Here is a 21,545-nt window from a genome sequence, read left to right as displayed (position 1 = left end):
ATACCCTTAAAATGGTATTGTTAATCAGTAGTTTAGGTTTTATTTTTATCTAAATCTATACAAGTTATTATTAGTTTGTTATGCGTTTTAGAAAACCCTTCTTTCCGATCTATTTAGAAGAAAAGCCTACAGCAAAAAGGAAGTTTTTATTCGTTTTCTGTGATGGAAGATTGATTTATATATCCACTCTTTTTAAAATAGAAGTAACAAAGGGGAAATAGACAAATTAAGCCTAGTAAAAAGCCACCTAGTGTATCAGTAAACCAATGAGCGCCAAGGTATATCCTTGATGGTGCTATTGTTAAAATTAGAAATGCTGATATAACAGTAATGAAATTTCGCCAACCTTTAGCAATGGTTTTTAGGTTTTGCATGAGGACAATTAAAAAACCAAAAAATAAAACATAAGATAAAACATGGCCACTCGGATAACTTTGAAATCTATTAACTTCCAATAATCTAACATAAAAACTAGTCGGCCTGGGTCTGTCAATGATATTTTTGATTCCGAGAATAATTAAACCCGAAAATAAAATCATGGTTATAAATAAGCTTTCTCTTTTATATTTATTGAAATAAAATATTGCGGCAACAATTAAAACCGAAAGTAACGACCAAGGTAATTCTCCAAAAAAGCTAATCGCTAACATTACATTATCTAGCCATTTAGATTGATATCTTTGAACAGCCAATGATATTTCAATATCAAAGGGCAAGATTGGATTTTTGGCGATAAAAACACTTAGTAACGCAAAGCAAATTATAAGTAAGAAGGAAAGTATTATTAGGAACGTTTGCTTTTTAGTCATGCTTAAAAAATAGGATTGTCAAATTTATAAAATTTATTTTGTCATCACTTTCTTTAACGTTTTGTAGCTTTTAAATTTTATAACAATTGGGTTTTTTTCAAGGTGATAAATCATAATTCATGTTAAAAGGATTTTCCTAAACATTACCCTACTTTATAAATTTTGTTACGGTAATTGTTGTGGCTGTATAATTGTAAAACCACCAGCTATATAAATTTCGTAACTGCTATTAAAAGATCCGCTAAGGAACTGTAAATTGATTTATTGGCTCTAGCCATTTATTATGTAGATTTTAAATGATATCGGTTTAAAACAAACATTTATAGAAAAAGTTGTTTCAAATAAAAACCTTTCGAAATAAATCTTTATCAAGGAATAATACCTTTTCATCACGGTTTTTATCCTTTATGTATAAGTTAATAGGAGATATTATTCTGAATTACAATCTTTGAGGCAGATTATAGGAAATCTACGCTTAAACAGTCGGCAAGGCTACCTCTTTGTCGACTGCTAAAGCACTTATAGACATCTGCAATAAGAATATAAATTAAATTGACCCTTACATCTATTATGCCTCATCATTTCGCCCTTCCTTTTAAAAGGAGGGGTTAAAATGATTCAATTTAAATCTAATATCATTTAACAACAATTTGCTTTGGTTCTGTAACCACGATTTGTAGCTTCCCTTTAAATTCGCTAATTGTACCTGTTACACAAATATTATTTCCTAAAAACATACTTGCAGGTTCTGAAGAGAATTTACCGATATCTTCTTTATTTACCACTATAGTTAAAAGTTCTTTCGGATAAGCGCCACCAAGATTGATTAAGGTTAACTTTTCGAGTGCTTTGGTGCTGTACACAGAATCGCAAACAGTAACGTTTTTTCCAACATATTGGGCAGCATCTTTAGCCAATATTAAAGTTTGGCTTTTAGCTAAATAGCTTATAAAGAAGAAAACAACAAAAAATAATATTTTTTTCATGTGGGATGATTTAATAGAAATTATAAATAAGAGCATAATCCTTAAACAAAAGTAATCTTCAAACTTTAGATAGTTGTATAATAGTCTAAAAAAGTAAATTATATTTTAGAAACTGTTTAAATTTCAACGCCAATTAATTTATAGAACGTGGAGACACGTTGCATCGCAATAGCCAATGTCTGTGTCCCCAAGCATCTTTATGAAAAATCATTTTTAAACAGTTTCTTAGTTAAGCAATAATAATATTACCTGATTTTTAATTGCCAGTTTCTATTCGTTTTAAAACATTCGATTATATTTAAGGAATATTAATATCCTAGCCAAATTACATGAAAGTATTTTTTACCATCCTATTACTAGGCATCACTTTTACTATATTTATTTCTAAATCGCTATTCAATAATTCTTTTGATAGTAAGGATTTAACAATCTCAAAACAAAAAGAGATGAAAATTGACACCCCAGATCAAGATAGATTTGTGAAGGTTAGTTTGATTCAAGGCCAATTTACTGAACCAACCGAAATGGCAGTATTACCAAATTTAGATATTTTAGTTGCGCAAAGAAGAGGTGAATTAATGCTTTTTAAAAATCAGACAAAAAAGCTTTCGCAAGTTGCCAAGTTAGATGTTTATTATAAAACAGGATTATCAGACGTAAATGCAGAAGAAGGGCTGTTGGGTTTAACAATTGATCCGCAGTACGCTTCTAATCAATATGTATATCTATTTTACAGTCCTGTTGGGAAATCAGTAAATCGCTTATCACGCTTTAAAATGATAAACGATATGTTAAGTGTATCATCTGAAAAAGTCGTTCTAGAATTTTATTCTCAAAGAGAAATTTGTTGCCATACAGGTGGTTCGCTGGCTTTTGGACCCGATGGCTTGTTATATATTTCGACCGGAGATAACTCTACACCATTTAATGTACCAAAACAGCAATATGTTAATAGAGGTTATGCACCATTAGATAACAGACCAGGATTGCAACAATATGATGCCAGACGATCTGCTGGGAATACTAATGATTTAAGAGGAAAAGTGCTTCGGATTAGGGTAAATGAAGATGGAACTTATGCAATCCCAGAGGGAAATTTATTTCCCGAAGGCGAACCTAATACCAGGCCTGAAATTTTTGTAATGGGCAATAGAAATCCTTATAGGATATCAGTAGATCAGAAAACCGGATTTCTGTATTGGGGAGAAGTTGGGCCAGATGCAAACAGTGATGATGAGTTAAGGGGGCCAAAAGGTTATGATGAAGTGAACCAAGCCAGGACAGCAGGTAATTTTGGTTGGCCATATTTTATTGGCAATAATTACCCATATAAGGCTTACGATTTTACGAATGGAACTAATGGTTCTGCTTTTGATCCGAATGGCGCAATAAATAATTCACCAAACAATACTGGAATGTCTACAGTTCCAGCAGCTCAGCCTGCATTTATTTGGTATTCTTATGGAGAATCAAAAGAATTTCCGCAAGTTGGCTCTGGGGGAAGAACTGCAATGGCGGGTCCAGTTTTGTATAATAAACCCGGCGCCTCTCCCTATCCTGCATATTACGATGGAAAGCTTATCATTTATGAATGGGTTAGGGGGTGGATAAAAGCGGTGACTATGAAACCGAATGGAGATTACGTTGGCATGGAACCGATAATGCCAAATCTATCTTTTTCTGCTCCAATTGATATGGAACTTGGTCCTGATGGTAAAATTTACATTTTAGAGTATGGAAAAGGTTGGTTTACTAAAAATCCGGATGCAGGAATTGCCAGAGTAGATTATTTAACGGGAAACAGACCTCCTTCAATCTCAAGTTTGAACATTGAAAAACCAAGCGGATTACTCCCTTATAAATTAATTGCAAATGTTAATGCCAAAGATGCAGACGGTGGTCCGTTAACCTACATTTGGAACCTTGGTAATGGTATAAAAAAAATAACTGCCATACCAAAATTGCAATATACTTTTACAAAAGCTGGTGAATACCCAATTAGTGTTCAAGTTTTAGATAAAGAAAAAGCCTCTGCAAAGAGCGAAGTAATTAGGGTTTTTGCTGGTAACGAACACCCAAAAGTTGATATTTTATTGGCTGGTAATAAGTCATTTTATTTTCCTGGTAAACCAGTTAGTTACCAGGTTTTAATTGCAGATAAAAACTCTGTAGTTAATAAAGAAAGAATCTACGTTTCCAGTTCTTATACTGAAGGAACAGATTTAGCAGGAGCACAGTTAGGACATCAACAAGCGGCACAAAGTTTAGTTGGTAAATCATTAATGATGAAATCTGACTGCAGTACTTGTCATAAAATTTCTACTGCTTCTATAGGTCCTGCATTTAATAAAATTTCTACTAAATATCAGCAAGACCCACAGGCAGTTGATTATCTGGCTTCAAAAGTAATAAAAGGAGGTGGTGGTGTTTGGGGTGAAGTACCGATGCCAGCACATGCCGCTATGAAAGAAAGTGAAGTAAAACAAATTGTAGAGTGGGTTATGAGTTTATCAGCCAAAAAAACGAATAAAGCTTCGCTTCCTACTGTTGGCAAAATAACACCTCCTGAAACGATTAACAGAGAAAAACCTGTTTTAACTATAAAGGCAACTTATACAGATTTGGGTGCCAAAGGCTTAAAACCTTTAACTACTACGAATACTTATAACTTAAAAAACAATATCATAACTTCAGCAGATATAAAAGATTTTAATGGATTTAATCGTGATGATAATGGTCGATTAAACATGAATGAAAACTCAGCATTCTTAAAATTGGCTTTAATTGATTTAACTGATATAGTGTCGTTTAAGATTCTATTTTCTAGTAAAATAGCCAATGAAAACTATAATATTGAGATAAGAATAGATGAAAAGAATGGAAAATTAATTGGCAAATCTTCTTCCGGTAAAATAAATATCCCAGTTGAAAGTGTAAACGATGGTAAATTTCACAATGTTTTTATAGTATTTAAGGTTATCAAAGAAGAAGTTAAAAACGATTTATTTTTAAGGACGATAACCTTAGATAGCAAATAAATATTTAATAGAAAGAAGGCTGGAATATAATCGAATTATTTGCAAAACTTATCAGCTTGAGCCTGTTGAATTGAACAAATTCATGTTTGAAAAACCTTCGAAAAGCAGATTACCAAATCCTAAAATTATTGATACAGCCTTTTCAAAAATATTTTTTTATAAAACTAATTATCCTCTACTAATTTTTTCTTCAATAAGTTCTCTTTTACAAAAGAAAGAAAAGACTCTTTGTATTTGTTTGCAAGTGATACTGATATACCATCAGTAAGTACAATCTGATCGCCCAGGAAACTCTTTATATGTACTTTGGATATAATTGCAGATGAGCTTACTTGAATAAATGCCGGGTGCTTTCTAACAATATCTAACATTTTACTAAAGCTCAACTTAAAACTAATGTAATTTTGTTTAATTGTTCTAAAGTAAACCATATCATTTATTTCTTCAAGAGAAACCAAATCATTAAATTCTATTTTAACCAATTCATCTATTTCGTTTTGTCCAGGAATAAAGAAAAAATCATCTTCAATTTCAGAGCCTTCACTTCCTTCGTTTGGATAAAGATTATTTATCGTTTCGGTGAAATGAATCATAGAATATGGCTTCAATAAATAACCATCAGCCTCTACGCTAAATGCTTCAATTGCATATCGCGAGTGAGCAGTTGTAAATATAAGATATTTTGTTTTTTGTCTTAATAGTGAAGCTAATTCTATACCAGATAGGACAGGCATTTCGATATCCATAAAAATAATATCAACCTCATCAGAAACTGAAATATCGGTAAGAGCCTTTAATGGATCAGTAAAACTTTTAACTAGTTGTAAATCAGGTAAAGTATTCAAATAATAATTAAGGTTTTCCAAGGAATTCGGATCATCATCTATAGCAATACAATTAATTGGCATATATTTTTATGGGTTTTGAGATTTGTAATTTAAATTTTTATCTGCTGCAAAAAATTTATTCAAAAACATTTAAATCTTTCTTAAAGATTTTACGCCACTCTATCCTGGTTAAGGGTAAAGTAAAGCTAATTTAGGCATAATGTTTCAAAGAATTCTGTTTTTTTACAGTAATTTTAATATTAAAGTGTTCATTATCATCGAAATAGTGTTTAAAAACAGTTTTCTCTCTGTAAGCATATTCTAATCTTTTTCTAATATTACTAATTCCTGTACCGGCTCGTTTAGCCTCGTGAATTTTGCTTTTTATTGGATTAGTTGTTTCTATAAGAAGATTTTCATCGTCAATTGCAACTTTAATAATTGCGGGGTTAGATTTATCTTTCAATTCACCATGTTTAAAAATATTTTCAACTAAAGTGATGAGAATCATAGGAATAATTTTTTCATTTTTAACTTCATCATCATAACTAAATTGGATTTGTAAATCATGATTATTTCTCAACTGATGAAGATTTATGAGGTTTTCTACCTGTTCAATTTCATCACCTAAGTCTATAAAATCTTCTCTATGGTTGCTATCAACAGCATATCTCATCATACCAGATAATGCAATTATTGTTTCAGCAGCAAGAGGCGAATTTTCTTTTGCATTGTGATAAATAAAATCTAGTGTGTTAAATAGCAAATGTGGCTGTATTTGTGCTCTCAAAAATGCATTTTCTGATTTAGCCAACTGGATAATATTGTTTAATCGATGTTGTTCAAGCTGTTCAGTCTTTTTTCTTTCTTTAAGAAAAGTTAGCAGAAAGTAATAACCTGTACCAAAAATTATAAAGTAACCTGAACGGAATATTCCGGCAAGATAGAATGTGGTATTTAAAACCGGATCTATCGGATTTAATATATGCGTATATTTATTTATAAAGGCATAACCTATATACATTGCAGATAGATATACGCCAATTTCTGTAATTAAAAGTAAAGGCATTCTCCAAACAATTTGCTTTCTATACATTAACCCATATTTTAAAACGATTAAGGCATGGACATAAAAAATGGAGATATTTAAAAAATAATGGAAAATATAAGCCCCCAAATAGCCAAATTTCCCTGTATAAAGGCCTACAACAACAATTTCGTAGAATAAAAAAGCAGCCCAACCAATAAAACTGTATTTATTACCTATAAGCCATTTTAGTATTGTATTTTGTCGCCTTAAGGTTTTGCCTGTTGCTTTTATCATTAATTTAGAGAAGGTTTTCGGTTAGATTAAGAGCGGCCAGTTTTAATCGTTTTATCTTTGATGTACATCAAAATTTCATCACGATAATTATTGCCTAGGTTTACGATAAGATGGTTCGTCATTTTCAAAGAACTGCCATCAATCTTTTCGATGTGATTTTTAGAAATAATAAATGAACGATGTGCCTGTATAAAATTAGAATGCTCTTTTAAAACATCTTTAATTTCGGATAAGCCAATGTAGGAAACAATAGTTTCATCAGATGTGTAAATCCTAACATAATTTTGTAAACTTTCTACTGCCACAATCGCACTATAGCGAACCTTAACAAGATTGTTATTATCATTTTTATTTCTGATAAAAAAATAATCTTCTTGCTTCTGTAAACTAATCTGAGGAGTGCCTATAGATTGTGGAAACAATCTGTTAATGGTTTCGGCAAAACGTGCAAAAGTATAAGGTTTTAACAAGTAAGCACTTGCATGCATTTCAAAAGCTTCATAAGCATATTTACTGTGCGAGGTGGTAAAAATAAGTTTAGAGGTTTTATGCCTAATTGCTTTTGAGAGTTCAATACCCGAAATCATTGGCATATCAACATCCATAAAAATAATGTCAACATCGGGGCCAGATCCAATTTCGGTTAACGCTTGCAAAGGGTCTGTGTAAACCTCAAATAACTCGAGATTTTTGAGTGTGTTTATATAAGATTTTATCCCATTAACCGCATGGCTTTCATCATCAATAACAATACACTTCAATCTCATATAAGGCAGCGGCTAAAACGAATGCAAATTAAGGCAACTGTTCTAATTTAGAAAAAAAAATGTTTTAGTAATGGATTTTAATTTGTTTGTAAAGGATTATATAGTTTTCGTGTAGGTTGGTAAGGATTTTCAAAGAAATAAACTACCTGTTCTTCTCTGAAATATATGCTGAAATATAAAATTTCAAACATTTATTGAAAAACTTTCCAATATTATTTTTGTTTAGATTTTATTTAATATATTTAAACAAAAATGATTTACTCCATATCCGACCTCGAACAATTCTCAGGAGTGCAATCTCATACCATCAGGATTTGGGAGCAAAGGTATAATGCTTTAAAACCGATGCGGACTGAAGGCAATACCAGGTTTTATGATGATGATCAGCTGAAAAGATTGCTAAACATTGTAAGTCTTAATCAATCAGGTTTAAAAATATCTAAAATTTGCAGTCTTTCTGATGAAGATATTAGTCGTTTATTACAAAAAGAACTTCAGTCTATTTCTGAAACATCTAACTTTGAGTATTATGTAACTCAATTACTTAAGCATGGACTATGTTACGATGAATTTTCATTTGATAATCTTTTAAATACATGTATTAGTAAGTTCGGGATTTTAGAATCTTATAAAAATATCATGTATCCAATTTTGGTTAGATTGGGTTTAATGTGGCGTAAAGATGATATCTGCCCTGCACAGGAGCATTTTTTATCGAATATTATTCGAAGAAAAATACATGCAGCGATTGATAATCTACCGTTAAATGAAAATGCCAATCAAACCTGGTTACTTTTCTTGCCCGAGGATGAAGACCATGAAATAGGTTTACTGTTTGCAAATTATATCCTTAAAGCTAATGGCAAGAAAGTTATATTTTTAGGTTCAAAAGTTCCTCTAGATTCTATAAAAAAAGTGGTAGAGCAAAATGATATCGACAGTGTTTTATTTTTTATGGTAAGATCAAGGGCTAAAAAAGCAGCTCAAAAGTATATAGAAGATCTAGAGAAAATTTGTTCATCAATTAAAATTTATTTTGCTGGTAATGCTTATGGCCCTAACCAGTTAAAACTTGGAAAAAAAATTAATCAAATAAATTCATTGCAAGAATTCGAAAATAAAGTTCAAAATTTACCTGTTTTATGAAAGAAATATTCGACAAATTGTCTGCAGATTGCAGTAAAATTACAACAAAGCTTTATAGTACCAGTTTTTCGTTCGGAATATATTTCTTGAATAAAAATCTTCGTTTGCCTATTTATTCGATATATGGTTTTGTACGTTTGGCCGATGAAATTGTTGATAGTTTTCACTCCTTTGATAAAGAGTATCTGTTAAATAAATTTAAAGCCGATACTTTCGAAGCATTAGAACTAGGCATCAGTTTAAATCCTATTTTAAATTCTTTTCAAAAAGTTGTAAATGAATATGGCATTGACCATCAGTTAATTATTCTGTTTTTGAATAGTATGGAAATGGATCTGTTGGAAAAAAATTACACACCAGAATTATATGATACATACATACTTGGTTCTGCAGAAGTTGTTGGCTTAATGTGCTTAAAGGTATTTACCAATGGAGATGAAGTTGAATATCAAAAATTAAAGCCTTATGCAATGAAATTAGGTTCGGCATTTCAAAAAGTTAATTTTTTAAGAGATTTAAAAGCCGATCATCAGTCGCTAAAACGTAGTTATTTTCCTAATGTAAATCTTGCAGCCTTTTGCGATAAACAAAAAAAAGCTATCGAGTCTGAAATAGAAACCGAGTTTGAGCAGGCTTTGATTGGTATAAAAATGCTGCCATTGTCGTCAAGAAGCGGCGTTTATTTATCTTACATCTACTACAGAAAGCTTTTTACAAAAATTAAGGGTTTATCAGCAGAAAGAATAATGAACGAAAGAATCAGGATTTCTAATCACCGTAAAGTTGGGTTGATGTTAGATAGCATGATTCGTCACAAATTAAATGTTATATAAAATTTTAATTCTCATCCCGAATATTTATATTAATAATGATTGAAGAAGTAATTCTTGTAGATAAAAACGACAGGCCAACAGGGCAGATGGAGAAAATGGAGGCTCATGAAAAGGGCTTACTACATCGTGCCTTTTCTGTTTTTATATTTAACTCGAAAGGCGAATTGCTTTTACAACAAAGAGCAGTTAACAAGTATCATTCTGGTGGTCTCTGGACTAACACGTGTTGCAGTCATCCAAGATTTGGAGAAGATAATGAGGGTGCTGCAAAAAGAAGATTGCAAGAAGAAATGGGTATGGATTGCGATTTAACCTATGGCTTCAATTTTACTTATAAAGCAGAGTTTGCTGATGGATTAATTGAACATGAGCTTGACCATGTTTTTTTTGGAACTTCTGACGAGTTGCCAACCATAAATTTTAACGAGGTAGAATCTTACAAATATATTGATCTGAAAGTTTTAGAAGAAGATATAAAAACAAATCCGGATTTGTATACTCCTTGGCTCAAAATATGCCTTAAAAGCGTACTAGAAGCAATAAAAACTAATTAAAATAAAAAACGGGCATACAACTTTCGTCGTATACCCGCATCTAAATTAACGCTCTCAAGAGCAAAGATATACTTAGTTCCGATAAAACCGAATTTTTTGTTAAAACTTTTACGTTTTTTTGATTTTTTATCTTTTTGACAATTGTCAAATTCTTTTAGAAACTGTTTAAATTTCAACTCCAATTACTTTATAGAACGTGGAGACACATTCCATGGCAATAGCCAAGGTGCGTGTCCCCACGCACCTTTATAAAATCTATAAATCATTTTTAAACAGTTTCTTATAAAAAGCTTAAATTTAAACTTTATGAAGTTTTAAATGTTTAATTAAAAACTATTTTATAATGGAACGAGCAGAAATTAAATCTCTACTAGAGGTTATTGATCAACAAGTAAGCTCATCTATTCTTGGAGGGATGGATGAACAATATGAAGAACTCGAAAATCTTGGTTATATAAAAATAAATCGAGAAGCCGTTCAATGGTCATCTTCTATTACGCCTGAAGGCATGAATTTTCTTCATAATGAAGAATAAAGAACATTAACATTTATTATTCAGATTTAAAGTTGAAGTTATTTTAGTTCTCGATCCAATAATCTACTTATTTGGCAGATTTCTTCTAAATTTGGCAATATAATTTATGAACGATATTCAACTGAGAACAGTTAACGTAATAAGATATGTTACGCCTTTGCGAGAAGGAGGTTCTATGCCAGCCATCGCCGAAGCCGACGATGGTTTTCTTTATGTATTAAAATTTCGAGGAGCGGGACAAGGTCCAAGAGCATTAATTGCCGAATTAATTGGCGGTGAAATAGCTAGAATTTTAGGTTTACGTGTTCCGGAATTAGTTTTTGCCAATCTTGACGAAGCGTTTGGCAGAACCGAGCCAGACGAAGAAATTCAGGATTTATTAAAGGCAAGTGTAGGCTTAAATCTAGCGCTTCATTATTTATCTGGTGCAATTACTTTCGATCCAACTGTAACTAAAATTGATTCTAAACTGGCTTCGCAAATTGTGTGGTTAGACTGTTTGCTTACCAATATGGATAGAACCTGCCGTAATACTAATATGCTTTTGTGGCATAAAGAATTATGGTTAATTGATCACGGAGCTTCTTTATATTTTCATCATTCATGGCAAAATTGGGAAGAACAGGCAAAGAGACCATTTGCGTTAATTAAAGATCATGTTTTGTTGCCTTGGGCTAATGATTTGGAAACGGTAGATGCTGAATTCAGATCAATCTTGAAACCAGAGCATTTTAAAATAATAGTTTCATTAATTCCAGACGAGTGGTTAGAAGGTGAGAATATTTTCGAGAATAAAGATCAACATCGTATGGCTTACGCCAGCTTTTTAGAAAACCGATTAGCAAGTTCAGATATTTTTTTAAAGGAAGCACAGTATGCAAGAGCGACATTTATTTGAGTATGCTGTAATTCGGGTTATGCCAAGGGTAGAACGTGAAGAATTTTTAAATGTTGGAATCGTACTATATTGTGCCAAACAGAAATATCTAAAAGCAATTTTCACAATCGATTACAGTAAACTAAAAGCATTTTCAAAAGGTTTAGATGTAGAAGAAATTGAAGCAAATTTAATTGCTTTCGAGCGCATTACTTCAGGAGCAGACGGATCCGGAACAATCGGTCAATATGATATGGCTTCTCGTTTTCGCTGGTTAACGGCAACAAGAAGCACGGTTGTTCAATGTTCAAAAGTACATCCGGGTTTTTGTATTAATGCCGAAGAAACGCTGTTAAAACTTCATGAACAATTAGTGCTTTAAAAATCTCCATCAATTTACATTTAACATTTCAGTCTTTGTCTAAAGATTATTTCAAAAAACTTCAGGATTTGCTTGATATTGAACGCAAAGCCGATCATCAAACATTCTTAAAATTAACAGAAAACACTTCTGCTGCCGATAGGAGAACTTTGGGTTTAACTTGGTATCCAATTGCTATTCGTAATACGGAAATTGGCAGAGGCGATTATATTACCGTCGAAATTGAAAGAACAACCCATCAGGATCTATCTCAACAATTTCGTTTTGGTTCTGCAGTTGTTTTATTCTCTAATCATGATCCTAAAACAGATAGGATAGAAGGTGTAATTGCACATCTAAACCGTAATAAGATGAAAATCAGTTTACGTTTAGATGAACTTCCGGATTGGACAAGAGATGGCAAACTAGGCGTTGATTTATTGTTTGATAATAATAGTTACGATGAAATGAATGCCGCTTTGAAACAAGCTGTTTTAATTTCAGATGATTCGGCAAAAAATAAGTTGATAAAAATTTTAACAGGTAGCGAAAAACCTGATTTTAAACTTAATTCGGCTTACTATTCATCAGAAAAGCTGAATGTTTCGCAGCAAAACGCAGTAACCAATATTCTGTCAGCAAATCAATTGGCGATAGTTCATGGGCCACCTGGGACGGGAAAAACAACAACTTTGGTACAGGCTATTAAAGCATTAAGCAAGCAAGAAAACCAAAAAATACTGGTTGTCGCACCAAGTAATACGGCAGTAGATTTACTAACCGAAAAATTATCAGAAGAAGGACTAAATGTAATTCGAGTTGGTAATCCAGCAAGGGTTTCTGAAAAATTAATTCATGCTACACTAGATTACAAAATGGCCGAGCACCCTGAAATGAAATCGATTAAAGCGTTGAAAAAACAAGCTAACGAGTATAAAAATATGGCTCATAAATACAAGCGAAGTTTTGGCAAGGCAGAAAGAGATCAGCGAAAAGCATTGTTCGATGAAGCTCATAAAATTGGTAAGGAAATAGAAAATTCTGAGCAATATATAATCGACAATTTATTTAACAACGCACAGATTATTACAGCTACACTTGTTGGTTCTAACCATTATACAGTTAAAAACTTAAAATATAATACCGTTGTAATTGATGAAGCTGGACAAGCACTCGAACCAGCCTGTTGGATACCTATTTTAAAAGCCGAAAAAGTGATCTTTGCTGGAGATCATTTTCAGTTGTCGCCAACTATAAAATCTGCTGAAGCTGCAAAAAATGGTTTGTCTACTACTTTATTGGAGAAGTTAGTTAGCCTTCATCCCGATGCAGTGGTTTTGTTAAACGAACAATATCGCATGAATCGTAAAATAATGGGCTATTCATCAAAAGTTTTTTATGATGATAAATTGCTTGCTAATGCTTCGGTTTCAGAGCATGTCCTATTCCAAAACGACGAACCTTTAATGTTTATAGATACAGCTGGCTGTGGTTTTGACGAAAGGGCAGATGGTACAAGTACCACGAATCCGGAAGAAGCAGTTTTTTTGCTAAAACATTTAGGCCAATTTATTGAAACAATCGAATCTCAGTATTTAGATGCCAAATTTCCCAGCATTGCCGTTATATCACCATATAAACAGCAGGTTCACTTACTAAAAGAGCTTATGCACGCAAACCCGATTTTAATGGCTCACACAGATGAAATTTCTGCTAATACAATAGATAGTTTTCAAGGTCAGGAAAGAGATATTGTTTATATCAGTTTAACTAGAAGCAATGCTGAAGGCATGATTGGTTTCCTGTCAGATATAAGGAGAATGAACGTTGCGATGACAAGAGCTAGAAAAAAGCTTGTTGTAATTGGTGATGGTGCTACTTTATCAAGATCGATATTTTACAATAATTTTATGGAGTATGCAGAGTATTTAGGTGCCTATCATAGCGCATGGGAATTTAGAGAAGCTTAAGTCATTTATTTTTTTCATTAAAGGATAAAAATGCTATTTTTGAATATCGTCCTTTCTAGTGCATCTTATTGAAAATATAGAGTAAATACTCTATCTAGAATTACTGATTGATGATATTTTATTTGACTAGATCAAAAATTTCATCAGTCAAAATTTTCAATGAAAGAAAACCTTAAAATCTTAATAGCTGATGACAGCGAGTTAATGCGGTTAGTAATGCGTGGCTTTTTTATAAAATATCTAATAAATCCACAGATAAAACAAACTACCAATCTGGAAGAAACATTTAATTTATTAAGCGCTGAAAAATTCGATTTGCTTTTACTGGATATCAACATGCCAAATGGCGATAGCAGTCCAAATACAGTATTTATGATTAAAAAAGATCATCCCGATTTAAAGATTGTAATGTTTACTGGTAACGATAAAAAAACTTTGGAAGCAGAATATACAGCAGCCGGAGCAATTGGATTTATTCAGAAAGATGAGCATATGAATAAAGTTACAAAAGAATTTATCGATACTAAACTTTAAACCTTTTCGGTTTTTTGTTCTTCTAATTTACCAGATATCGTTGCGCCTGCAATAAGCAGTTCATTAGTAATCGTTTTTGTGTATTCTGTAATTTCTGCCTTAAAATCTTTTACTGAGGCACCAGTACGAATCTCTTCTAAACGTTTTTCCCATTGGCCGGTTAATTCTGCCTGGGCGATTTGTTTATCCTTTACAACTTCGTAAACAGCCAATCCCTTATTTGTTGGCACTAGGTTACGTTTCTCTCTGGTTATATATTCTCGCGTAATTAATGTTTCTATAATTGACGCACGAGTAGCTGGAGTTCCTAATCCACTGTCTTTCATTGCATAACGCAATTCTTCATCTTCTATTTCTTTACCTGATGTTTCCAGCGCTTTTAATAAAGATGCTTCGTTAAACATTGCTTTTGGCTTGGTTTGTTTTTCTAGCAAGCTTTTTTCTACGATTGGTAATTGCTCACCAACCGCTACTTTTGGCAACGCTGCATTATCTTCGTCTTTTTTGTCGTCTTCTGTTTCGTTGAAAACAGAACGCCATCCTGCAGAGCGTATTACCGTTCCATTGGCAAGAAAAGTTGTGCCAGATTGTATCGTAATTTTTGTAATTTCTTTTAAGCATTCCTGATGAAAAGCTTCAATCATTCTGCCTACAACCATATCATAAACAGCTTGTTTATCAGCACTTAATCCATAAGCTTCTTCGCCAGTTGGTAAAACAGCATGGTGATCGGTTACTTTTTTGGCATTTACACTTCTTTTGTTTAATGTGGCGGTTTGTAAAAACTGCGCTTGCTTACCGAAATCGGGATGATTGACAAACTTATCAATCAATGCTGGTACGCCGGCAAAAACATCGTCGCCAATATAACGGCTACCAGTACGTGGATAAGAAACCAATTTACTTTCGTACAGGTTTTGCAAAATGTTTAAGGTTTGATCTGCGGTGTAACCTTTTTTCTTATTTGCCTCTTGTTGCAACGAACTTAAATCGTGTAAAAGCGGAGGTGGTTCTTTTCTTGGCTTAGCTTCAACGGCGGTAACATTTCCTCCAATCGGGAATCCTGAAGGTACATCTTCAACTAAACTAAAAATGGCTTCAACTTCAGCTTTATCTTTATAATTACTTGTAGATATGGCTTTAAAAGTCTGTTCGTCTTTAGTAAGCTGAATACTAATCTGGAAATAAGTTTGTGGAACGAAATTTTTAATCTCTAAAAACCGAGCACAAATCATAGCAAGGGTAGGTGTTTGTACTCTACCAAGCGAAAGTACTGTTCGGTTTCCTGCAGATATACTTAGAGCTTGTGTTGCATTCATACCAACAAGCCAATCAGATTCAGAGCGGCAGTGAGCTGAATTAAAAAGCGTGTCGTAATCTGTTCCCGGTTTTAAATTTCTGAAGCCATCTTTTATTGCCTCATCAGTTTGCGATGAAATCCACAACCTTTTAAAGGGTTTTTTACACTTTAAATAATAATAAATGTATCTAAAAATCAGTTCGCCTTCTCGCCCGGCATCCGTTGCAACGATTATTTCTGTTGCATCATCGAAAAGTTTTTTAATGGTATCTAACTGCTTTCTTACGGCTGGGTCTTCAACAAAACCATCTTTCGTTTTTATTTTTCTAACAGCAAGTTTAAATTTTGCAGGTAACATTGGTAAATGTTGTTTCCGCCAGCCAATAAAACCATAATCTTGTGGTGGTGCAAGTTGCAGTAAATGACCGAATGCCCAGGTAAAAGAGTAGCCTTTACCTTCAATGTATCCGTCTTTTCTGGTGGTAGCGCCGAAAACTTTGGCAAGCTCGCGACCAACAGATGGTTTCTCTGCAATTACAATCTTCATTAATTAGGTTCCGTTTTTTAAACCTCAAAGATGATTAAAAATATTCGTGTAAGGCTTAAAATTTTACTCACAATATTGGTTATAATGGATTTAGAAACAGTTTTTAAATGAAAATATCTGATAATCAATTATTAATCGAAAGCATGATAACAATTTTGGTCTTGAAGTGTCTAATTACTATAATTTTAATAAATGGATAAGATTTACGAATTAGAAAACTGCAAAATTAAGGTAAAGCTTGAGGAAGGAATAATTCGGCTAAAAAGTGATAATGGTTTGTGGCGATATCTGGATGGTGGCGCTAAAACACGTACATTTCAATTAATTAAAGTTATAAAAGAAGATTATAAAAGCGAATTTGATAAGCCATTAAATATCCATAACGAATCTTTAATGGTAGAAATTTGGGCACATGTTTATTGCGATTATTATGGTTTACTTTTTCATCGAAATATTAAAATAAAATGGATTCAAAATATTTTAATGAAAGGTATAGAGCGGGCAGCAATAATCGATTGCGGAGAACGAGAACTAGATAGTAACCGTTGGATTTGGGATTTTTTATCAAATTTTAAATCGCCCATATCATGGGTTTTACCGAAAAATATCAGTAATAAGAACCTTAAAAATTAATCAATATTAGCCGCTAAAACTTCTTCCTGATTTAAAACTTCGTTGGCGGCCAATGTTTCATTTAAGTATTGAGAAGTATAATTTAACGATGAACTATTAATAAATAGCACTGTTTTATCAGAAATTGTATTAATAACTGTGTTGATTAATTTAGAAGAAACAGCAGGGCAACCCTGGCTTCTTCCTAATCTTCCTAATTGATTTATGCTTTGTTGGCTCACATAATCAGCACCATGAATTACTATTGCTCGTTCTCTTGCATTGTTGTTAAAACCGTAATCCATACCATCGAGTTTTAAAGAACGACCGTGTTTTCCGGAATATATCTCACCAGTTAAATAAAAACCAACGCTGCTTGTATTAGAATTTACGGCATTCGAAAAGTATGAAGGTTTATCGCCACCGCTATTTTGCCCATGCGCAACCCAAGTGTTTAGAACCAATTCTTTTTTATCTAAATCGATAATATAAAGTCTTTTTTTACAACTTTCCTGGTCAAAATCAGCAATAGTTAAAATGGATTTATTATGAAGGAAACCAGATGATTTAAAATTATAGAACCCCGTTAATGCCTTTTCGAAAACATTTATATTTAAACCTGTAGAATCTAGATGAACCGTATGATATAAATTCAAAATATATTCATTATAAAGACTATCGGTTCTAAGTCTATTAATATTATCTTGATTATTTAGTGGATGCTCTACCGCTTTCCAACTTGTACCGACAATGCTAATCACCAATAAAATGGTCTTAACTATGCCCATTATGTTTTTATTCATTCAGGGATCTTTGTAGATGATAATGAACTACTTATACGGTTATTTATGATTATTATTGTAACGCTCATGATACATGTTGTTGAATTAGTTAGTCTTGACATTCTTATGACTTCAATTCGCGATTTTAAAACTTAATGGAATGTTTTTAATAAAACAATTTAACAACAACCCTAACAAAGAAAGTTTTCTTGTGTTTAATAAATTAGATAATAATTTATGAAAATATTACTTACAGGTGCAAACGGTTACATTGGTACAAGGTTATTGCCTTTACTTTTAGAAGAAAAACACGAAATTATTTGCATGGTTCGCGATAAGAGACGATTTGTTGCACTATCTGATTTATGTGAACAGGTTACAATTATCGAAGGCGATTTACTTAACCCCGAAAGTTTAAAAGTAATTCCGGAAAATATTGAAGCCGCTTATTATTTAGTTCATTCTATGTCATCGAGTGGTTCTGAATTTGATGATATGGAAAGGAAGTCTTCAGCAAATTTTTCATCGGCAATAAAAGAAACCAATTGTAAGCAAATCATTTATTTAACAGGAATCGCAAATGATGAGCATCTCTCTAAACATTTAGGCTCGCGGTTGGCAGTAGAAGAAGAGTTGAAATTATCAGGAGTAGCCTGCACAATTTTAAGAGCTGCAATAATTATTGGCTCTGGCAGTGCGTCTTTCGAAATTATAAGGGATTTAACGGAGAAAATTCCATTTATGATAACCCCAAAATGGGTAAAAACAAAGTGCCAGCCAATTGGTATAAGAGATGTTTTAGCCTATTTACTTGGTGTTTTACATAACGAAAAAGCATATAACCAAACCTTTGATATAGGCGGACCTGATATTTTAACCTATCGGGAAATGATGATGGGCTATGCCAACGAGCGACAGTTAAAAAGATGGATAGTTACTGTTCCTGTTTTAACACCCAGATTATCATCGTTATGGTTAAATATGATAACGCCTGTACCATATTCATTGGCCAGGAGTTTGGTTGATAGCATGAAAAATGAAGTGGTTTGTAAGGATGACCGAATACATAATGTTGTACCAAGAAAATGTTTAACATACGCAGAATCGTTGCACCTTGCCTTCGAAAAAATTGACCAAAATTCTATTGTTTCGAGTTGGAAAGATGCCTTAAATAGAGGTTACTTGCAATCGAATTTTATGGATCAGATAAAAGTTCCTCAAAATGGAACATTAGAATACAAGGTTAGAATGCCTTTCGAACGCAAAGCTGAAGAGGTTTTTGAAAATATTTGGAGCATTGGAGGAAACAGGGGTTGGTATTATATGGATTGGCTTTGGCAGTTTAGGGGTCTCTTAGATAAAATGTTTGGTGGCGTTGGTACCAGAAGAGGAAGAACTAGCAATACAGATATTCAAGCTGGTGATGTTTTAGATTTTTGGAGGGTTTTGCTAGCTGATAAAAAAAGTAAAAGACTGTTACTCTACGCGGAAATGAAAGTTCCTGGCGAAGCTTGGTTAGAATTGAAACTAATAGATTTTCATGGTCAGGCTTTTCTTTCTCAAATAGCTACATTCAGGCCAAAAGGCTTGTGGGGAAGAATGTATTGGTATGCAATGTGGCCATTTCATATCGTTCTTTTTAAAGGCATGGCAAAGCAAATTACAACCTATAAACCTAATGCAAAATAATTATTTTAAAAACCCTATTTTTGCCAGTAAATAAATAATAATGCCAAATCAAGATAACGATTATTCTTTCTGGACTAAATATAAACGTTTTGCTTCTACAGAAATTATTATGTATTTAATTATGATTATTGGTATAGGATTGGGAATTATTTTTTTAAGTTAAGAATTATTTTTAAGCCATCGGCAGAATTAACATCAGTAATAAACTTATAAAATTCGGCATAACTTGAAGCTGGGAAAGTGCCATCATTCATTACAAGTTTTCTATAGTAAGTTAATTTTTTGCCTTCTAAACTTGCTTTCATCGTATATTCTCCAAAAACTGTTTTGTATTTTTTGTCATTCTCAGGCAAAATATTAGTCATTACCTCATCTGGTAAATTATAAACAATTGTGTCTTCATCGGTAAAACCTCGGTTAATGTAAACGGGCTGAGTCCTGTTCCTAACTTCAGTAACAGCGTTTTGTGTATTAAAGGCATTTATCTTTATAAACATTCTGCCATTATTTATCGCAGCGTAACTTCTAATACTTATTGCAATATTTTCAATTACTTCGGGGTTTATATCTTTTTTCTGAACATAGTTAACCGCACTGAAATTTATATTATCAATATTATAAACATCTGTTAAAAGCTTTTGTTGCTCAGTGAATGGCTTGCCTATAATCTCTTCGTTATTATCATATTGCGAACCTTTAAAAACAGTTTTAATATTTCCCTTAGCATCACCATTCGGAAATATAGTAATTGTTCCGTTTCTAATCTGTTGATTATTCTCTGTACTTAATTTTGGTGTTTTTAGCAGTTTACCGCCATCTGCGGTACAAGCAAGAACAGTTCTATCATCCGTAAATGTGCTTAAAAATCCAAAAGGGATTTTTTGATTTGTACATTCTAACCAAGTTGTATCTCCTTTGAGTGGCATACATAAAATAATGTGATTTCCCTGCACCATACTTGCATAAGTAGGGTCGAGGCTTGCTTTTTGATTTCCAGCCTCAACAACGCAATAATAAGAATCGATGCCAACTACATCTAAAAGGCTTTGCATGTAGTTTACTAAAGCCTTGCAATCGCCATAACCAAGTCTATCTACATCGGCAGCAGAAACCGGCTGAAAACCACCTATGCCAATTTGGACACTGATATAACGGGTTTTATCTTGCATGTATTGATAAATCTTTCTCGCTTTATCAGTATCTGTCTTCTCGTTTTTTACTAAATCTTTAATTAATTCTACTGTTGCGGGTGCTAGTGTTTTACGGGTTTTAAGCAAATCATCATAAACCCATTTACCCAACTCCTGCCAATTTGTATAACTTCCTTTATGATTATAATAAGTAAATTCTTTAGCTGCTATTTTTATAGTTGTTTGATGAGTATCTCTATCCGGACTGAATGGCTCTGGTTTAACAGCAGCCATATTACTAATTTTCCAAATTAAAGTTTTTTGCTTCTCGTTAATTTGTTCTTCTGGTTTTTCGGCAAAATTCTGGGCTTTAATTCTAAGTTCATCAGTTGGCTTACATATAAATGTATAACTGCTTTTCTCAACCGAAATATCATCTGCTGTTTGCGGCACCCAATCGCGAATAATTAAGTTTTGTTTGTATCGAATTTCGTAATTGTAAACGATTGTGTAAGGATAAATATTTTCTGATGGGAGGTAGTGCTTAACACGGCTATCAACAAATAAAGAAAAACCATCGGCAGCACTTTCATCGCTGAAATTACTTTGAGAAAATTTCTTGGTTAAAATGCCTGATGCATTATAAACTTCGCCCTTGATGCTTTTTATAGCTGTATTTTTATCGTAAAAAAGTACCAATCTCGCATCGTTTTCTCCATTTTTATTGTAAACAGTTATAGCCTTTTTAACACTTAGCATAACGTTATCAGGCGAGCGCATATCTACAACAGTTTCTTCGTTTCTAATGGTTGCGTTAGCCCGATTTTTTAAGTTAGAAGGAATTAGCTCTGAATCGTAATTATCTTGCCCAAACACTGTAGAATAACATAAAATGATACTGGAAAATATAAGTAATAGCTTCAT

At 32.8% G+C, this 21,545-nt stretch carries 19 protein-coding genes; 11 read left to right on the top strand and 8 right to left on the bottom strand.

All coding sequences use genetic code 11. The features are described from left to right. Positions 1 to 146 precede the first annotated feature (146 nt). Positions 147 to 809 carry a phosphatase PAP2 family protein gene (locus ACFOUY_RS06465; protein WP_378959662.1) on the bottom strand — a complete coding sequence of 221 codons (663 nt, stop codon included), beginning with the start codon at positions 807 to 809 and terminating at the stop codon, positions 147 to 149. Positions 810 to 1,444: 635 nt separating this feature from the next. Further along, complete coding sequence (locus ACFOUY_RS06460) at positions 1,445 to 1,795, bottom strand: hypothetical protein (protein ID WP_378959661.1); 351 nt, start codon at positions 1,793 to 1,795, stop codon at positions 1,445 to 1,447. A gap of 329 nt (positions 1,796 to 2,124) precedes the next feature. Between ACFOUY_RS06460 and ACFOUY_RS06455 the strand changes: the two genes are divergently transcribed. Then, entirely contained in the window at positions 2,125 to 4,833 is a 2,709-nt protein-coding gene (locus ACFOUY_RS06455; RefSeq protein WP_378959660.1) for a PQQ-dependent sugar dehydrogenase, read from the top strand. A gap of 164 nt (positions 4,834 to 4,997) precedes the next feature. On the opposite strand, the gene ACFOUY_RS06450 is transcribed toward ACFOUY_RS06455, so the two are convergent. From ACFOUY_RS06450 to ACFOUY_RS06440, 3 genes are all read right to left on the bottom strand, one after another. Next, entirely contained in the window at positions 4,998 to 5,741 is a 744-nt protein-coding gene (locus ACFOUY_RS06450; protein ID WP_378959659.1) for a LytR/AlgR family response regulator transcription factor, read from the bottom strand. A gap of 130 nt (positions 5,742 to 5,871) precedes the next feature. After that, the gene (locus tag ACFOUY_RS06445) at positions 5,872 to 6,984 is read right to left on the bottom strand and encodes a sensor histidine kinase (RefSeq protein WP_378959658.1); all 1,113 of its coding nucleotides are present in this window, start codon (positions 6,982 to 6,984) and stop codon (positions 5,872 to 5,874) included. 26 nt (positions 6,985 to 7,010) lie between these two features. Next, entirely contained in the window at positions 7,011 to 7,751 is a 741-nt protein-coding gene (locus ACFOUY_RS06440) for a LytR/AlgR family response regulator transcription factor (RefSeq protein WP_378959657.1), read from the bottom strand. Between the two features lie 252 nt (positions 7,752 to 8,003). On the opposite strand from ACFOUY_RS06440, the gene ACFOUY_RS06435 reads away from it, so the two are divergent. From ACFOUY_RS06435 to ACFOUY_RS06400, 8 genes are all read left to right on the top strand, one after another. Then, positions 8,004 to 8,897 (top strand): MerR family transcriptional regulator, encoded by an 894-nt coding sequence (locus ACFOUY_RS06435; protein WP_378959656.1) that lies wholly within the window; start codon positions 8,004 to 8,006, stop codon positions 8,895 to 8,897. Next, a complete protein-coding gene (locus tag ACFOUY_RS06430) occupies positions 8,894 to 9,730 on the top strand; it encodes a phytoene/squalene synthase family protein (protein ID WP_378959655.1) in 837 nt (278 codons plus the stop codon). The genes ACFOUY_RS06435 and ACFOUY_RS06430 overlap by 4 nt, the downstream gene beginning before the upstream one ends. Positions 9,731 to 9,765: 35 nt before the next feature. Continuing rightward, positions 9,766 to 10,284, top strand: coding sequence for an isopentenyl-diphosphate Delta-isomerase (gene idi / locus ACFOUY_RS06425; RefSeq protein WP_378959654.1), 519 nt, complete (start codon positions 9,766 to 9,768; stop codon positions 10,282 to 10,284). Between the two features lie 343 nt (positions 10,285 to 10,627). Further along, positions 10,628 to 10,819, top strand: a complete 192-nt coding sequence (locus ACFOUY_RS06420) for a hypothetical protein (RefSeq protein ID WP_378959653.1) — start codon at positions 10,628 to 10,630, stop codon at positions 10,817 to 10,819. A gap of 106 nt (positions 10,820 to 10,925) precedes the next feature. Beyond that, positions 10,926 to 11,717, top strand: coding sequence for a HipA family kinase (locus ACFOUY_RS06415; protein ID WP_378959651.1), 792 nt, complete (start codon positions 10,926 to 10,928; stop codon positions 11,715 to 11,717). Beyond that, positions 11,695 to 12,078 (top strand): DUF3037 domain-containing protein, encoded by a 384-nt coding sequence (locus ACFOUY_RS06410; RefSeq protein WP_378959650.1) that lies wholly within the window; start codon positions 11,695 to 11,697, stop codon positions 12,076 to 12,078. Before ACFOUY_RS06415 ends, ACFOUY_RS06410 begins: the two co-directional genes overlap by 23 nt. Positions 12,079 to 12,113: 35 nt before the next feature. Beyond that, the gene (locus tag ACFOUY_RS06405) at positions 12,114 to 14,027 is read left to right on the top strand and encodes an AAA domain-containing protein (protein WP_378959649.1); all 1,914 of its coding nucleotides are present in this window, start codon (positions 12,114 to 12,116) and stop codon (positions 14,025 to 14,027) included. Between the two features lie 159 nt (positions 14,028 to 14,186). Then, the gene (locus tag ACFOUY_RS06400) at positions 14,187 to 14,561 is read left to right on the top strand and encodes a response regulator (RefSeq protein WP_378959648.1); all 375 of its coding nucleotides are present in this window, start codon (positions 14,187 to 14,189) and stop codon (positions 14,559 to 14,561) included. Here ACFOUY_RS06400 and ACFOUY_RS06395 read toward each other — a convergent pair. Then, a complete protein-coding gene (locus ACFOUY_RS06395) occupies positions 14,558 to 16,408 on the bottom strand; it encodes a DNA topoisomerase 3 (protein WP_378959647.1) in 1,851 nt (616 codons plus the stop codon). The genes ACFOUY_RS06400 and ACFOUY_RS06395 overlap by 4 nt on opposite strands. Before the next feature lie 192 nt (positions 16,409 to 16,600). Between ACFOUY_RS06395 and ACFOUY_RS06390 the strand changes: the two genes are divergently transcribed. Beyond that, positions 16,601 to 17,041, top strand: coding sequence for a hypothetical protein (locus ACFOUY_RS06390; RefSeq protein ID WP_378959646.1), 441 nt, complete (start codon positions 16,601 to 16,603; stop codon positions 17,039 to 17,041). Here ACFOUY_RS06390 and ACFOUY_RS06385 read toward each other — a convergent pair. Then, positions 17,038 to 17,823: a murein L,D-transpeptidase catalytic domain family protein gene (locus ACFOUY_RS06385; protein ID WP_378959645.1), complete on the bottom strand. Its 786-nt coding sequence runs from the start codon at positions 17,821 to 17,823 to the stop codon at positions 17,038 to 17,040. The genes ACFOUY_RS06390 and ACFOUY_RS06385 overlap by 4 nt on opposite strands. A 216-nt stretch (positions 17,824 to 18,039) precedes the next feature. On the opposite strand from ACFOUY_RS06385, the gene ACFOUY_RS06380 reads away from it, so the two are divergent. Then, on the top strand, positions 18,040 to 19,491 hold the full coding sequence (locus tag ACFOUY_RS06380) for an SDR family oxidoreductase (RefSeq protein ID WP_378959644.1): 1,452 nt from the start codon (positions 18,040 to 18,042) through the stop codon (positions 19,489 to 19,491). A gap of 146 nt (positions 19,492 to 19,637) precedes the next feature. Here the strand turns inward: ACFOUY_RS06380 and ACFOUY_RS06375 are convergent, their stop codons facing one another. Beyond that, positions 19,638 to 21,545 carry a DUF3857 domain-containing protein gene (locus ACFOUY_RS06375; RefSeq protein WP_378959643.1) on the bottom strand — a complete coding sequence of 636 codons (1,908 nt, stop codon included), beginning with the start codon at positions 21,543 to 21,545 and terminating at the stop codon, positions 19,638 to 19,640.

The organism is Pedobacter jamesrossensis, assembly GCF_042650905.1.
GTDB classification, from domain to species: Bacteria; Bacteroidota; Bacteroidia; order Sphingobacteriales; family Sphingobacteriaceae; genus Pedobacter; species Pedobacter jamesrossensis.
The sequence above is the reverse complement of the archived record's forward strand: the minus strand, read 5'-3'. Positions and strand labels throughout refer to the sequence as shown.